Source organism: Proteus cibi, assembly GCF_003144405.1.
Lineage (GTDB): Bacteria > Pseudomonadota > Gammaproteobacteria > Enterobacterales > Enterobacteriaceae > Proteus > Proteus cibi.
On the sequence record NZ_PENW01000015.1, the window covers coordinates 37,404 to 54,246 of the forward strand.

Below are 16,843 nucleotides of genomic sequence, written 5' to 3' on the forward strand. Positions count from 1 at the left end.
AATAATATAAAAAGAAAGGCGTAATGAAGTGCTTCAATTACGCCTTTATGTGGATTTAATAACGGCTAAAGTGCGGTTGTTTTATGCTCATCAAATGCACTTAACATATCATCAATAAAAGTGAGTCGTTTCTCACGCTCAGTTAAATCAGTAATAAATTTCAATTTTGATGGACCATCTAAACGGAAAATAGCAGGTTGTTCTTGAAGTAAGCTGATTAAATATCCTGGATCAACCTTGTTCTTCTCACCAAACTCAATAAATCCGCCTTTATCATGGGCTTCAATTCGAGTAATACCCAAACTCATTGCATTTAAGCGGATCGCGGCATTACGCAGTAAATAACGTCCTGCATCAGGTAATTGACCAAATCTGTCAATTAACTCTGCTCTTAGATCATTAAGCTCTGTTAAGTCGATTGCACTGGCAATTCGCTTATAGAATGAAAGTCTGACATTTACATCAGGAATGTAATCATCAGGCAATAAGACCGGCATTCTTAACTCAATTTCAGTTTGTTGATTGGTGAGATCTTCAAGTGATGGCTCTCTACCCTCTTTAAGCGCTTCTACCGCACTTTCTAGCAATTCCATATAAAGTGAGAAGCCAACGGTATTCATTTGACCGCTCTGTTCTTCACCTAATAATTCACCCGCGCCTCGAATTTCGAGATCATGAGTCGCTAATGCAAAACCTGCACCCAGATCTTCCAATGAAGCAATCGCTTCTAAACGTTTATGAGCATCCTTTGTCATTGCTTTAGGGTGTGGTGTCAACAAATAAGCATAAGCTTGATGATGAGAACGACCGACACGACCGCGTAACTGATGCAATTGCGCTAAACCAAAGTGATCTGCACGTTCAATAATAATGGTGTTCGCACTTGGGATATCGATACCTGTTTCAATAATGGTGGTACAAAGTAATACATTAAAACGTTGGTGATGGAAATCATTCATCACACGTTCAAGCTCACGTTCACGCATTTGTCCGTGACCAATACCAATACGCGCTTCAGGGACAAGCGTAGCGAGTCTTTCACGAGCTTTTTCGATATTTTCAACATCGTTATACAAGTAATAAACCTGTCCACCACGCAATGTTTCACGCAAGATAGCTTCGCGTACCACTAAATCATCATATTCTCGTACAAAGGTTTTCACGGATAAGCGGCGTGCTGGTGGTGTTGCAATAATCGAAAGATCACGCATGCCACTCATTGCCATATTCAATGTACGAGGGATCGGTGTTGCTGTTAGCGTTAAAATATCGACATTTGCGCGCATGGCTTTTATACGCTCTTTGTGACGAACACCAAAACGGTGCTCTTCATCGACAATTAATAGCCCTAAATCTTTCCATTGGATATTCGGTTGAAGGAGTTTGTGTGTACCAATGACAATATCAACGGTTCCATCAGCCAGTTTTTCGGTGATTTGCTGTTGCTCTTTTGCGCTACGAAAACGCGAGATCATCTCAATGTTAACGGGCCAATTAGCAAAGCGATCACGAAAATTATCAAAATGTTGCTGAGCTAATAAGGTGGTTGGTACTAAAATGGCGACTTGTTTATTGTTGTTAACGGCAAGAAAGGCAGCGCGCATCGCAACTTCGGTTTTACCAAATCCGACATCACCACAGACCAGTCTATCCATTGAAATAGCTTGGCACATATCACTCAGTACAGCATTAATAGCCATTTCTTGGTCAGGTGTTGTTTCAAAAGGAAAGCTTTGGCGGAATGCTTGGTATTGCTCTTTATCCATTTTAAAGGCAAAGCCTGTTTTTACTTCCCGTTGAGCATAAACATCTAATAACTCTGCTGCGACATCTCGCACTTTTTCGGCGGCTTTTTGGCGCGCTCTTACCCATGCATCGCCACCCAATTTATGGAGTGGGGCATTTTCATCTGCGCCACCAGAATAACGACTGATTAAATGCAGTGATGAAACAGGAACATAAAGCTTGTCATTACCTGCGTAGCTTAACATCAAGTATTCAGCTTTAACGCCACCCGCTTCTAACGTTGTCATTCCTTGATAGCGACCAACACCATGCTGAAGATGAACAACGGGTTGCCCTATACTTAATTCAGCAAGGTTGCGAATTAAGGTATCGGTATTAATTGCGCGACGATTGTCTTGGCGACGACGGTTAATGCGTTCGCCTAACATATCACTTTCACAGATCATGGCTAATTGACGATGGCTATCAATAAATCCATGTTCAGCAGCACCAATGATAAAGTAAAAACCTTTCTCTTGAGCGTCAGATAATTCAATGATCTGCTTGGGGGCTATTTTTATCCGTGATAAAAGCTCTTGTACGGTTTCGCGTCGTCCTTCACTTTCAACAGAGAAAATCACACTGCCTGAAAATTGTTCTTGGAATCGGCGTAAGTTATCTAAAGGTGATTTGCTTTGAGCGTTAATCGATAAATCAGGAAGAGGTTGATAGCCTAAATTGATTTGTCCGGCTTTCTCTGGCAACGTTTCTGTTTTAAGTTGAATACGAGGCCACTGTTTTAACTCTTTATTAAATTTATCAACATTTAGCCAAATATCATCAGGTGGTAACAGTGGGCGCATAGGATCAACGCGACGGCTTTCAAAACGTTGATTAATGTCTTGCCAAAATTTTTCTGCAAAATCTTGTAGATCTTGCGTCACTATCAATGTGTTTTTAGGGAAATAAGCAAATAAGTTAGATAAAGGCTGTTCAAAAAACAGGGATTGCCAATATTCAATTCCCGTTGGCAATATGTGTTTACTGACTTGCTGATAAATATGTTCAGGATCACGTCTTACATCAAACCGTTCACGCCATTGGCTACGGAAAATTTCTATCGCATTTGTATCTGTTGGGAATTCATGGGCGGGGAGTAAATTAATTTGCTCAACTTCAGCGAGTGTCCGTTGTGTATCGACATCAAATGTACGCAAACTATCTATTTCGTCATCGAAAAAATCAATACGATAAGGAAATTCGCTTCCCATAGGAAATAAGTCTAATAATGCACCACGCGTTGCGTATTCCCCATGTTCTAATACTTGTTCGACATGACGATATCCCGCTTCATCTAATGTTTTACGTAAATTATCACGAGAAAGTACCTCTCCTTTTTGCATTACCAACGCATGACTTGCGAGATAATCAGTCGGGCAGACCTTCTGCATTAACGTATTGACAGGTAAGATTAAAATTCCCTTGAGAAGTGATGGAATACGGTATAGCGTAGAAAGGCGGTTTGAGATAATTTCTTGGTGAGGTGAAAAACTGTCGTATGGCAGCGTTTCCCAATCCGATAATGTCTCTACTGGATAATCACAAAACTGACGGATTTCATCTTGTAAACGTAATGCATTTTGCATATCGCGAGTAACAAGAACGACTAATCCAGAGTGACGTTTGATGATCTCTGCACATTCTAGAGCACAAGCGGCACCAGTCAGTTGACCTAGCTGACGAGTATCCCCTTGTTTTATAGGAAGTTGATAACGATATTCTGAGGACATAAGCGTGTAATGTGAACTCTTTGTTGTAGTTAACTCCCAACACATCTTTAGCTTAATGGCTAAAGCTTAAACTGGCGGGCAGGTTAAGATAAAAGAAAAAACCACAGTTTGGGAATAGAGTGGTTCCATTCAGTAAGACTACCCTTTATTATCCCTGAACACTTCGCATTAGCAACAGGAACAGCACAGATTTCATGTACAATTCTGTCTCATTTTATATAGGGCTCCGTTATATGCGGGGTCGTGCGGTCGATAAATTCGGTCGCTTCGTCTCATGGTTATCCGCTTTAGGGATTATGTTAGGTGTAGCGGCACTGATCACAGTGACTTCTGTCATGAATGGTTTTGAACGGTCATTGCAAGCAAGCATTCTTGCTTATATTCCACAAGCCATCGTGACATCACCTAATGGGCAATTACCTCGAGATTCAAATATAGCTGAAAGATTACTGACGCGTGAAGGTATCATAAACGTTACCCCTTTAGTAGAAGGCGATGTTGTTTTACAGAGTAAAGACAATATCAGCGTTGGTGTCATGCTGGGTATAGAAAAAGAGCAAGATGAACCTTTAACGAAACATATTCGTTATGGCAATTTTTCTATGCTGAAAGCAGGTGACTATGGTGTGATTTTAGGAAGTGGCCTTGCTAAACAGCTAAAAGCAAAAGAAGGAGATAGCATCCGCCTTATTGTGCCAAGTGTAAGCCAATTAACGCCAATGGGAAGATTACCTAGCCAACGATTATTTACTGTTAAAGGTATTTTCCACAGTGGTGGCGATGCAGATGCCTCACAAATCTTAGTTAATCAGCAAGATGCCGCACGTTTAATGCGTTATCAGCCGGGTAATATTACCGGATGGCGTCTTTTCTTTACTGATCCTCTCAATATTGAAAAATACAGTGCACAATCGTTAGATAAAAATCTAAGTTGGAAAGATTGGCGCGAACGTAAAGGTGAATTTTTCCAAGCGGTTAAAATGGAAAAAAATATGATGGGATTATTATTAAGCTTAATTATCGCAGTGGCGGCTTTTAATATTATTACTTCACTTTCTTTGTTGGTGATGGAAAAGCAAGGTGAAGTTGCTATTTTGCAAACGATGGGCTTAAAACGCGCTCAGATTATGTCCATCTTTATGCTACAAGGTGCAGGTGCAGGTATTTTAGGCGCGGTAGCGGGGGGGCTGCTAGGTGCATTACTCTCAAGCCAATTAAACGTCATTATGCCCGCGGTAGGACTTATCCCTCAAGGTGTGGAATTGCCCGCAACACTTGATTGGGGACGCGTCTTTATGATCGGTTTCTCCGCTATTGTCATTTCACTTTTATCCACTTTATACCCGTCTTGGCGGGCCGCGGCTATTCAGCCAGCAGAGGCGCTACGTTATGAGTAATTCTTCTTTGAATAAACAACCAATGGCATCAGAAAAACCAATACAAATTAACAAAGAGGGTTTATTGGATTGCCACGCCCTATGTAAACAATACCAAGATGGTTCTATTTCCACACAGGTGCTGAAATCCGTCTCTTTTAAAATGGATAAGGGGGATTTTCTTGCCATCGTAGGGAGTTCAGGCTCAGGTAAAAGCACCTTATTACATTTACTAGGTGGATTAGATTCTCCAACATCAGGTGAAGTCTTTTTTAAAGGGCAATCACTTAATAAATTATCCTCTTCTGAAAAGGCCGATCTACGTAATAGTCAATTGGGCTTCATTTATCAATTTCATCATCTATTACCTGATTTTACAGCGCTTGAAAATGTTGCTATGCCACTGATGATTGGTGGCACGAGCGCTTCCATTGCGAAAGAAAAAGCGATGTCTTTACTTGAAGCGGTTGGGTTAAAAGATCGTGCTCATCACCGTCCTTCAGAGCTTTCTGGTGGTGAGAGACAACGTGTTGCGATTGCGAGAGCATTAGTGAACGATCCTGCATTAGTCCTTGCGGATGAACCAACGGGTAATCTTGACCAGAAAAATGCAGAAGGAATTTTCGAATTATTGATTAAATTAAACAAAGAAAAACAAACTGCTTTTCTGGTTGTAACGCATGATTTGTCACTGGCTGCTCGTTTTCAGCGCCAACTCGAAATGAAAGATGGTCAACTACAGTCACAAAACGCAATTTCAGGAGTGAAATAATGGCGCAATTGCCACTTGCATTAGTGACCGCATTACGTTTTTCAAGAGGACGAAAACGTGCGGGAATGGTTTCTTTAATTTCAGTCATTTCAACGCTGGGCATTATGCTTGGTGTTGCTGTCTTAATTATTGGTCTAAGTGCCATGAATGGGTTTGAACGTGAACTAAAAAACCGTATTTTATCTGTGGTGCCTCACGGACAAATTTATTCAGTAGAACAGCCATTTGTGCAATGGCAATCCGCATTACCCCGTATTGAAAATACCCAAGGTGTTGTCGCTGCTGCTCCTTATATTTTACTCACTGGATTATTAGAAAAGGGAACCGAGTTAAAGGCAGTGCAAGTTATGGGGGTCTCACCTGAAAAACAAGGTGATATCAGCTTATTACCTCAATATGTACAAAATAATGCATGGCAAGATTTTCAGGCAGGTAAACAACAAATTATTATTGGGCAAGGTGTTGCTGATGCATTAAAGATCAAACAAGGTGATTGGCTTACTGTATTAATTCCCAATAATGATGATCCAACAAAGCTTTTACAACCTAAACGTGTTCGCTTACAAGTCAGTGGCATATTTAAACTCAGTGGTATGCTCGATCATCAATTAGCGTTAGTGCCTTTAGCCGATGCTCAGCAATATATGGACTATGGGCAAGGCATTACAGGGATTGAAGTGAAAACCGTAGATCCTTTTTTCGCGAATGAGATTATTCATAATGCAGGTTTAAATAGTAAAGAATATGTTTATGCTAAAAGTTGGATAAGCGATTATGGCTATATGTATAGCGATATTCAGATGATCCGTAGCATTATGTATTTATCGATGATTTTAGTGATAGGTGTCGCTTGTTTTAATATTGTCTCAACGCTGATAATGGCGGTAAGAGATAAAAGTAGTGATATTGCTATTTTACGAACATTAGGTGCACGAGATAGCCATATTCGTAATATCTTTTTATGGTACGGCTTATTATCGGGCATGATTGGCTGTGTTGCCGGTGTGATATTCGGTGTCTTGGTTGCTTATAATTTAACACCATTAGTGTCTATGATTGAATCATTAACAGGGCATAGTGTGTTGTCTGGCGATGTTTATTTCGTCGATTTTCTACCTTCAGAAGTGCATTTAATTGACGTTTTCTCTGTATTTATTACCACTGTGATCTTAAGCCTGATTGCAAGTTGGTATCCTGCACGTCGAGCCACTAAACTAGATCCTGCAAGAATTTTAAGCGGACAATAAGTTTATTGACAGACAAAAAAGAAAAAACGCTTAAACTAATGAAGATAAAAAACGCGATATTTAAACTTGAAAACCAAGGATTGTAATGATGAAACTTAAACTTCGTCATCGTCGGCTTAGGAAGTTTCGTAAAATAAAAGGTTTACGTAGACAACATTCACGTTGTCGTTATTTTCATCTAACCCATAAAACGGAACATGAAATGAATTTACCCAAAGTTGTCGTATTAACAGGGGCTGGCATTTCGGCTGAATCAGGAATTAAAACATTCCGATCAGAAGATGGATTGTGGGAAGAACATCGCGTTGAAGATGTTGCAACACCTGAAGGTTATCAACGCAATCCCCAATTGGTTCAGCAGTTTTATAATGAACGTCGCCGCCAATTGCAACAACCCTCTATTCAACCGAATGAAGCGCATTATGCATTAGCAAAACTAGAGCAACGTTTAGGTAAAGATAATTTTTTACTTGTTACGCAAAATATTGATAACTTACATGAAAAAGCGGGTAGTAAACATATTTTGCATATGCATGGTGAATTGCTAAAAGTGCGTTGCCCTCAATCTCGTCAAGTATTTGAGTGGAAAGGGGATTTAGAAACAACGGATCGTTGTCATTGTTGCCAATTCCCATCACCACTACGGCCGCATATTGTCTGGTTTGGTGAAATGCCAATGGGTATGGAAGAGATTTATCGCGCTTTGGCTGAGGCTGATATTTTTATCTCTATCGGTACATCTGGAAATGTTTATCCTGCAGCTGGTTTTGTTCATGAAGCTCGGTTAACGGGAGCGCATACCGTTGAGTTAAATCTCGAACCAAGTTTGGTTGAAAGTCAGTTTGAAGAAAAACATTATGGTCCTGCAAGTCAGGTCGTTGATGAATATGTTCATAAATTGTTTGAATTAATTAATGATCCTAAAGCTGATTTGACGCAATAATTATTTTATAGAGTTCCCTATTATTGTTCTTAGAGAGATCTTAGGGGGCAAAATGGATAAATTATTAGAACGTTTTTTTGAATATATTAATTTTGATACACAATCAAAACCATCTTCAAAAATGTCACCAAGCAGTGATGGACAATTAAAACTTGCTAAAGCATTGGCTCAAGAATTAAAAAAACTGGGTTTTTCCGATGTAACGCTCAGTGATAAGGGATGTGTAATGGCAAGTTTACCATCCAATGTATCTTGGCCAGTGCCAGTTATTGGCTTTATTTCCCATCTTGATACATCTCCTGACTTTTCAGGAAAACATGTAAAACCACAAGTTCTTGAAGATTATCGTGGTGGTGATATTGCGTTGGGTATTGGCGATGAAGTGTTATCGCCGGTTATGTTCCCAATCTTACATTCAATGATTGGTAAAACATTAATCACCACAGACGGTAAAACGTTATTAGGTGCTGATGATAAAGCCGGTATCGCTGAAATCATTACTGCCATGGTACGCCTAAAAGAAACCAATCGACCTCATGGGGATATTCGTATTGCATTTACACCCGATGAGGAAATTGGTCGTGGTGCGCATTATGTAGATTTAAAAGCATTTGGCGCAAGCTGGGCTTATACTGTTGATGGTGGTGGTGTTGGCGAATTGGAATACGAAAACTTCAATGCGGCATCCGTGAATATCAAAATTGTCGGTAACAATGTTCACCCTGGCAGTGCAAAAGGGGTGATGGTTAATGCATTAGGATTAGCAACACGTATTCATCAGGAGTTACCTGTTGATGAAACACCAGAAAATACCGATGGCTATGAAGGCTTTTACCATCTGCAAAGTATCAAAGGTTCGGTAGAAAGAGCGGAAATGCATTATATTATCCGTGATTTTAATCGTAACTTATTTGAAAAACGTAAACAAAATATGATTGCGATTGCGGAGAAAGTGGGTAAAGGCCTGCATCCTGACTGCTATATTGAGCTAACGATTGATGATAGCTATTACAATATGCATGATAAGGTTGTTCAATTCCCTCACATTATTGAAATAGCTAAACAAGCTATGATTGATTGTGATATTGAGCCAAATATCAAGCCTATTCGTGGTGGTACAGATGGAGCTCAACTTTCTTATCGTGGATTACCTTGCCCTAATATTTTTACTGGCGGTTATAATTTCCATGGTAAGCATGAATTTATCTCTTTAGAAGGCATGGAAGCGGCTGTGAGCGTGATTATGCGTATTGCTGAAATTACAGCTGAAAGAGAAAAGGCTAAAGTGATTAACTAATCGCTTATTAGTATCAAAAATAAAAATAATAGCCGAAATATCGGCTATTATTTTTTTTATAATGGCTAAATAGACTTTCTGGGCGATTTTTATTTTTAGTTAAATGGTATTGGAACCCTCGATGGTATCAAAGCAGTAAAAATTTCATTTTACCTTAGGGTAAATGGATAAAATAAAATAGAAGGAATCGTTGGAAATTAATCTGTAATAGATCCAATAGCATAGCTTAGTCTAAAATAGAACTACTTTATAATAATGAGAATATTAATTATGAGTTTTTTAAACCTAAAATATAGGCTATTTTATTGTAATAGATTGATAAATTAGAATAATTCAATTTCATCTATAATTATTATAAAATGATAATATAAGGATGGTAGAATGGATGCGATTTCAGGAAAATTAGTTAATTCCTCAATTAAAAAACAAACTAAGTTAAATCAACAAAAAGAAAATAATATTAACAATGAAAGTGAATGTTTAATCAAAGGATCTGAAAAACATTCATTTATTATTATTTTTAGTTATTTTATTATTGCTTTCATAGTTTTATTTTCTTTATTTACGACAAACAGCAAGCACACTTTATTACTCTTTTTCTTACAAAGCGCTTTTTTTGTTGCAATTCCGTTTCTCTTTCATAATACAAGAGTACTTTTAAAAGAATCGATAAATTATTTAATTCATTAGATTTTAAAATGAAATATATTTTTTATTATTAGGTATTAAAAAAGCCCTGCAAATTAATATTGCAGGGCTTTTAACGTTAACTATATCGAGAATTATTGATATTAATCTTCAAAATACCAATAACCTTGATTAACTAAGTGTGTTAATAAACGTACAAACTTCGGATCAGCTAATGCATCACCTAGGTGTTGTTTATCAATATAATCATATTGGCAAAGCGCATCTGCTGCTTCAATATAATTTGTATCTATTAATTCACCATTTACAAAACAGTTATCGCCAACACGCAGTGCGCGAAGACCGTTTAAACGATGAAGTTGCTCGCCTTGTTGCAGTAAATCATGAATTTCTGCATTTTCATATAAAGGCTCAGGAACGGCGAGATCAAGTTCATGACGAGATTGAGAAATAAATTCCCCAAACCAATGACGGAATACTTCTGGTTGAGCAAGTAAATCTTCCATCATATCGTGAAGCTTATTTAACTCTTGATGTTGCACTAACGCTGGATTTTCACGCGGTGTTAGATCAGGATCGCTATAACGATAGCTACCTAAATCATTTGCTAACACATAGTCAGCAAAACCACTGAAAAGCTCACGGGCATTAGGTGATCTGAATCCCACAGAGTAGTTTAGCGATTCTTCAATCGCATAACCTTCATGTGGGAATCCAGGTGGGATATAAAGAATATCACCCGGTTCTAATTCTTCATCAATAATTGCTTCAAAAGGATCAACTTGAAGCAGATCAGGGTGAGGGCAGTGTTGTTTCATTGGGATTTTTTCACCCACACGCCAACGACGGCGACCTTGCCCCTGAATAATAAAGACATCATATTGATCAAGGTGTGGTCCTACACCACCACCGGGGACAGAATAAGAGATCATTAAATCATCAATGCGCCAATCGGGTAACACACGAAATGGCTTCATTAATGCCGCACTAGGAAAATGCCAGTGATCGACGGCTTGTACAAGTAAAGACCAATCTTTATCACCAAGTCCTTCAAAGTGCTCGAAAGGCCCGTGTTTGACTCCCCATTGTCCGTCTTGACAGCTAACAAGACGGCTATCTACTTCATCTTCCATTGCAAGACCAGCAAGTTCGTCAGGAGATAAAGGATCAACAAAACGAGAGAAGCCGTTTTTAATTAATAAAGGGCGTTTTTGCCAATGGCTTTCGAGGAATGATTGCCAATCTAAATTAAGTTTATAGTCCATTGTGTATATCCTGAATTCGGGAAGCCTGAAGCCATAGTATAATGAATTCTAATTTCCTGCTAAACATTCCTTTGAGCAATGTGAGTAATAGCGAGTAACGCGATAATAACTGAACAGATATCATACATAACGCCGTATATTGGGCGGTGATTTAAAAAAGAAGCGTTATATCAACAATGATTATTCTCGCTCAGTAGTAAGTTGCTGCTCAGCAAAGATTACTGTGATACGCGCACCACCTAAAGGGCTATCGGTAAGAGTAATTTCACCACAGTATTGTTCAATAATATCTACCGCGATAGATAATCCTAACCCTTGTCCAGGGCGCAGAGTGTCTGCTCTTGTTCCTCGTTGGAAAATAGCTTCTCTTTTTTCAGGGCTGACACCAGGACCGTCATCATCAACAATAATAATTACACTATTTTCATTATTGCTAACATTGATTTCGACAAATTCTAAGCAGTATTTACAGGCGTTATCAAGAATATTACCCATGACTTCCATAAAATCATTTTTCTCACCTAACCACATGATTTCAGGTGAAACATTGAGTGTTAAATCAACACCTTTTGACTGATAAACTTTACTTAATGCGCTGCAAAGATTATCTAGCAATCCTGACAGTGAGTGGAGTTTTCGCGTGGTAATATCGTGATCACCATGGATGGATGCTCGATGTAAATAATAACCAACTTGTTGTGAAATCCGTTCTATTTGATCGAGCATGATAGGTTCAGCTTGCTCTATTGTCATCTGTTTGCCCGAACGTAAAGAGCGTAATGTTGATTGCAACACGGCAAGCGGTGTTTTTAAGCTATGGGTAAGATCAGATAAACTTGTGCGATATTTACTGTAACGGCTGCGTTCATTACGCAATAACACATTTAAATTTCGGACTACGCCTTTTAACTCTGTTGGTGGGTTTTCATCCAAATCATTGCGGGTCCCTTTTTCTAATGCACTGATTTGTTCAATAACTTGTTTTATGGGGCTTAAACTCCAATGTGCAGCCAACCAAATTAAGGGAACAACCAAAAAGAGATTGGCAAGAATGATATATAAGAACCAATCCCAAACTTGACTGACTTTTTGCATACGTTGAGGAATAGGATCAATAACCGCGATCGCCATATAAGGCATATTATCAGCGGCAGGATAATGATTAATCACAACTGAGTGAGTTAAAAACTCATTACTCGAGTATTCTTCAAGACGTTTGAGATAAACACGATATTGCGGTAACTGCTTTAACATTAAACGTGTTGTTTTGATATCAACGGAGGTCTCAAATAAGCCTTCTTCATGGCGCCATTTATGTTTAATGCTATCTGGAATGGCTTTCGGTAAATCGGGAGGTGTCCATAACACGTTGCCTTTATCATCAAAAATGACCACCAGTGAAGTGTTGTTATTATTAAGATTCGTAGGAAACTCAATATTCAGCTTGCCCTTATCCCACTGTGCCAAGCTGTAGTAAAGATTACTTTGACTACGCATTAGCATAAAAGTGGTTTTATCTACACTGACTATCGAACCGACAATGGCAACTAACCCATAAGAGAGCGTAAGTGCCAAAATTATGGCACTGGTTGCAAGTAAAAAACGAGTTCGTAATGAGAGTGGAGAGCGCTGTTTTTTTTGCATATTAAGATTTCATATCAAAACGGTAGCCTTGTCCGCGCACTGTAACCACTACATCATCAGGATATTTTTCTAAGATTTTTTTACGTAGTCGTCCCATTAGCACATCAATCGTGTGACTCTCTTTTAATTCAGCATCTGGGTACAATTGACGCATTAATGCATCTTTGCTAACAACTTTATTTTGATTACGCATTAAGGTTTCTAAAATTGTATATTCAAATGCAGTTAACTTAATTTGTTCTCCTGAAATCATGAACTCTTTACGTGATAAATCCAATTCAAAAGGTTCAATGGCGAGGATTTGCGATGCAATTCCCATGTTTCTTCGCATTAATGCCTGAATACGTGCAACAATTTCCTCAAAATGAAAGGGCTTTGTCACATAGTCATCAGCGCCCGCATTTAACGCGGAAACTTTTTCTTGCCAACTTTCTCGAGCTGTTAAAACCATTATTGGTAGGGTAATGTTATTCTCTCGCCATCTACGAATAAGGCTGATGCCATCTTCATCCGGCAATCCTAAGTCCACAATCGCAACATCAGGTATGCCTTCTGCAATAAAAGTATCTGCTTCTTTGGCATCTTCTGCCGCATCAACCTGATGCCCTGCATCACGAAATTGCACGGATAAGTGATGGCGAAGTAAGATATTATCTTCAATAATTAAGATCCGCATTATTCCACCTTGAGTACAAGCAGCGAAAACTCACTGTTGTAAAATAAATATAGGAAATGATAGTCAACCTATCAGAAAAAATATGGGCAATCATAGACAATCTATCGCTTAAAAAACACTGTATCCAGCAAAGTGTTTAAGTTATAGATAGTTTTCTTTGTGTTTGGATTATAAAAAAAGGCAGAAATTATCTGCCTTTTTAGAGAGATAAATTAGTTTAATTTATCAACAAGTTGGGTTGCAAAACCAATATAACTTTCAGGTTTCATTGCTTTTAAGCGTGTTTTTTCATCTTCTGGTAGTTGTAAACCATCAATGAAAACGGCCATATCTTGTTCTGTGATACGTTTACCACGAGTAAGTTCTTTTAGTTTTTCATAAGGTTTTTCAATGCCATAACGACGCATTACAGTTTGAATTGGTTCTGCTAATACTTCCCAGTTGCAGTCTAACTCTTCACGAAGATGGTTTTCATTCACTTCAAGTTTATTAAGACCTTTCACGGTTGATTGATAAGCAATCAGCGCATAACCCATACCAACACCTAAATTACGCAGTACAGTTGAGTCTGTTAAATCACGTTGCCAGCGAGAAACAGGTAATTTGCTTGAAAGATGTCCCATAACTGCATTTGCTAACCCTAAGTTTCCTTCAGAGTTTTCAAAATCAATTGGGTTTACTTTGTGAGGCATGGTTGATGAACCAATTTCACCTGCAATAGTTTTTTGTTTAAAGTGGTTCAGTGCTACGTAACCCCAAATATCACGGTCGAAATCGATCAAAATAGTATTGAAGCGACTAATACAATCAAAAAGCTCCGCAATATAATCGTGTGGTTCAATTTGAGTTGTATATGGATTCCATGTAATACCAAGTGAAGTGACAAATTCTTCACTAAATTGATGCCAGTTGACTTCTGGATAGGCGGCTAAGTGAGCATTATAGTTACCGACTGCGCCATTGATTTTACCTAAGATCTCAACTTGCGTGAGTTGGCGATATTGACGCTCCATGCGGTAGGCAACGTTAGCAAACTCTTTGCCAATTGTAGATGGTGTTGCTGGTTGACCATGAGTGCGAGATAGCAAGGGCAAATCACGGTATTCTTGAGCCATTTTACTAATGGTATCAATAAGTTCACGCCATGCAGGTAATAAGATCTCTTGGCGTGCCGTTTCGAGCATAATAGCATGAGACAGGTTATTAATATCTTCAGAAGTACAGGCAAAGTGAATAAATTCAGAAACCTGATGTAAAGCAGGGATGGTCGCCACTTTTTCTTTTAAGAAATATTCTACGGCTTTTACATCATGGTTAGTGGTGCGTTCGATCGTTTTAATACGAGCCGCATCTTCTTCATTGAAGTTAGCAACGATCGCATCAAGGTAATCGTTTGCGTTTTTTTCAAAGGCGGGAACTTCTTTAATGTCGGCGCAAGATGCCAGCTTTTGTAGCCAGCGAACTTCTACCTGTACACGGAATTTCAGAAGACCGAATTCACTAAAAATAGAACGTAACGACGAGGTTTTACTACCGTAACGACCGTCAATCGGTGAAATCGCTGTCAGCGAAGATAATTCCATTGTTGGCAACTCCCAGGTTGAATTTAAAGTATTAACATTGAGCGAGAAAATCATCAGCTTGTCGTAGGATAGTCTTTTGATGCAGTAAAAAATCAAAACGACGACCACCGACTTGACGCCAGAGCACCGCACTACGAATGCCAGTTAATAATAGCGCTCTAACTTTAGCTTGAATAATAGGTGTATTTAATAGATCAATCGAGCCATGAACCTGAATGCGAGGGCCGACAGGGCTAACTGCATCAACATAAACGCCAGCAAGGGCATTAAATACACCTTCGGACATGGGTTCAAAATAACTTTTTTGGCGCTCTAATTGAGAAATTTTTTGTGATAAACGAGAGCTATAATCATTATTTCTATTGATAAGACGCTCTAGATTGATTAAGCCCTGCTGGTAAGTCATTAGTTCAAGTGTTAATTTTTCTCTTCTTACCGCCTGATGAATGGCTTTCAGTGTTTGAAAGCCTAATTTTAAGTGGCTGACTTGATTGCCATAAACATCTAATGTTGAAGTTGGGTTGAGATTAAAAACACTGTTAACCATCACTTCAACATCATTCTCGTTCGCATTACCTTGGTAAGCAATTTGTTGAACGAGACGACTTGCTTGGCAGATGCCTGCCAATGCAAGTGTAATATCACGAAAATCTTTAGCCACATCTACTCCTGAATTCGGGTTTCAATGATACCGCCACCTAAACAGACTTCGTCTTGATAAAAGACGGCTGATTGTCCCGGAGTAACAGCTGCAACAGGGCAATCAAAGCGGACTTCAATTTTGTCTTCACCTAATGGTGTTACTGTACACGCAATATCAGGTTGGCGATATCGTGTTTTAACAGTACAGCGGAAAGCTTCAGTAATAGGTTCTCTTGATACCCAATGTAATTGCTGAGCAATTAGACCGACAGACATTAATCTTGGATGCTCATGACCTTGAGCGACAACAAGAATGTTGTTCTCAACATCTTTATCCACTACATACCAAGGATCTTCTCCGCCATCTTTTGTACCACCAATACCCAAGCCTTTACGCTGACCTAATGTGTGATACATCAAGCCTTGGTGCTCACCAATAGTTTCACCATCAACAGTCACGATAGCACCGGGTTTTGCAGGCAAATAACGCGATAAGAAATCGGTAAATTTACGTTCGCCGATAAAACAAATACCCGTTGAATCTTTTTTCTTTGCTGTCGCTAATTCCAGTTTTTCGGCAATTTTTCTGACTTCAGGTTTTTCCATTTCACCAACAGGGAAAAGGCTTTTTGCAATTTGCTCATGACTTAAGGTGTATAAGAAATAGCTTTGGTCTTTGTTATTATCAACACCGCGAAGTAATTGACTTTTACCCTCAATATCACGACGGCGAACGTAGTGACCTGTTGCAATGTAATCGGCACCTAAATCTTCAGCCGCATATTCTAAAAATGCTTTAAATTTTATTTCTTTATTGCATAGAATATCTGGGTTTGGCGTGCGACCTGCTTTATATTCGGATAAAAAGTGTTCAAAAACATTATCCCAATATTCAGCAGCAAAATTGATGGTATAAAGCTCAATGCCAAGTTTATCACACACAGCTTGCGCATCGGCAAGATCGGTAGAGGCTGAGCAATATTCTGTATCGTCATCTTCTTCCCAGTTCTTCATAAACAGACCAACGACCTGATATCCCTGTTCCTTAAGAAGATAGGCTGAGACGGATGAATCTACGCCACCGGACATTCCTACGATGACTTTTTTTTGGCTGTTATCTGACATAACGGGATCTCACTGCGGAAAAATAAGCGCCATACTTTACCATATCACTAACATAGGTGCATCAAGTCTTACTCTGTTTTTGATGCTTTGTTTTTTCTTTCCCTTTTCCT

At 38.9% G+C, this 16,843-nt stretch carries 13 protein-coding genes; 6 read left to right on the forward strand and 7 right to left on the reverse strand.

Annotation, left to right across the window (positions count from 1 at the left end; translation table 11 throughout):
• Positions 1-65 precede the first annotated feature (65 nt).
• Positions 66-3,515, reverse strand: coding sequence for a transcription-repair coupling factor (gene mfd, locus DK865_RS07765; protein WP_023582559.1), 3,450 nt, complete (start codon positions 3,513-3,515; stop codon positions 66-68).
• Between the two features lie 194 nt (positions 3,516-3,709).
• On the opposite strand from mfd, the gene lolC reads away from it, so the two are divergent.
• From lolC to DK865_RS07795, 6 genes are all read left to right on the forward strand, one after another.
• Positions 3,710-4,912 (forward strand): lipoprotein-releasing ABC transporter permease subunit LolC, encoded by a 1,203-nt coding sequence (lolC, locus tag DK865_RS07770; RefSeq protein ID WP_036913368.1) that lies wholly within the window; start codon positions 3,710-3,712, stop codon positions 4,910-4,912.
• Positions 4,913-4,934: 22 nt separating this feature from the next.
• The gene (gene lolD / locus DK865_RS07775) at positions 4,935-5,663 is read left to right on the forward strand and encodes a lipoprotein-releasing ABC transporter ATP-binding protein LolD (protein WP_373930744.1); all 729 of its coding nucleotides are present in this window, start codon (positions 4,935-4,937) and stop codon (positions 5,661-5,663) included.
• Positions 5,663-6,910 (forward strand): lipoprotein-releasing ABC transporter permease subunit LolE, encoded by a 1,248-nt coding sequence (gene lolE / locus DK865_RS07780; RefSeq protein WP_023582556.1) that lies wholly within the window; start codon positions 5,663-5,665, stop codon positions 6,908-6,910. Before lolD ends, lolE begins: the two co-directional genes overlap by 1 nt.
• A gap of 85 nt (positions 6,911-6,995) precedes the next feature.
• Positions 6,996-7,853: a Sir2 family NAD+-dependent deacetylase gene (gene cobB, locus DK865_RS07785; RefSeq protein WP_109391609.1), complete on the forward strand. Its 858-nt coding sequence runs from the start codon at positions 6,996-6,998 to the stop codon at positions 7,851-7,853.
• A gap of 52 nt (positions 7,854-7,905) precedes the next feature.
• A complete protein-coding gene (gene pepT / locus DK865_RS07790; protein ID WP_023582554.1) occupies positions 7,906-9,150 on the forward strand; it encodes a peptidase T in 1,245 nt (414 codons plus the stop codon).
• Positions 9,151-9,531: 381 nt separating this feature from the next.
• A complete protein-coding gene (locus tag DK865_RS07795) occupies positions 9,532-9,840 on the forward strand; it encodes a hypothetical protein (protein WP_023582553.1) in 309 nt (102 codons plus the stop codon).
• Between the two features lie 101 nt (positions 9,841-9,941).
• Here the strand turns inward: DK865_RS07795 and DK865_RS07800 are convergent, their stop codons facing one another.
• The 6 genes from DK865_RS07800 to mnmA all read right to left on the reverse strand — a co-directional run bounded on the left by DK865_RS07800 (position 9,942) and on the right by mnmA (position 16,733).
• The gene (locus tag DK865_RS07800) at positions 9,942-11,063 is read right to left on the reverse strand and encodes a ribosomal protein uL16 3-hydroxylase (protein WP_109391610.1); all 1,122 of its coding nucleotides are present in this window, start codon (positions 11,061-11,063) and stop codon (positions 9,942-9,944) included.
• A gap of 180 nt (positions 11,064-11,243) precedes the next feature.
• A complete protein-coding gene (phoQ, locus tag DK865_RS07805) occupies positions 11,244-12,707 on the reverse strand; it encodes a two-component system sensor histidine kinase PhoQ (protein ID WP_109391611.1) in 1,464 nt (487 codons plus the stop codon).
• Position 12,708: 1 nt separating this feature from the next.
• A complete protein-coding gene (phoP, locus tag DK865_RS07810; RefSeq protein WP_109391612.1) occupies positions 12,709-13,383 on the reverse strand; it encodes a two-component system response regulator PhoP in 675 nt (224 codons plus the stop codon).
• A gap of 212 nt (positions 13,384-13,595) precedes the next feature.
• Positions 13,596-14,966 (reverse strand): adenylosuccinate lyase, encoded by a 1,371-nt coding sequence (purB, locus tag DK865_RS07815; RefSeq protein WP_109391613.1) that lies wholly within the window; start codon positions 14,964-14,966, stop codon positions 13,596-13,598.
• Positions 14,967-14,997: 31 nt separating this feature from the next.
• Entirely contained in the window at positions 14,998-15,627 is a 630-nt protein-coding gene (gene hflD / locus DK865_RS07820; RefSeq protein WP_036913363.1) for a high frequency lysogenization protein HflD, read from the reverse strand.
• A 2-nt stretch (positions 15,628-15,629) separates the two neighbouring features.
• Entirely contained in the window at positions 15,630-16,733 is a 1,104-nt protein-coding gene (gene mnmA / locus DK865_RS07825) for a tRNA 2-thiouridine(34) synthase MnmA (protein ID WP_023582548.1), read from the reverse strand.
• Between the last annotated feature and the right edge of the window lie 110 nt (positions 16,734-16,843).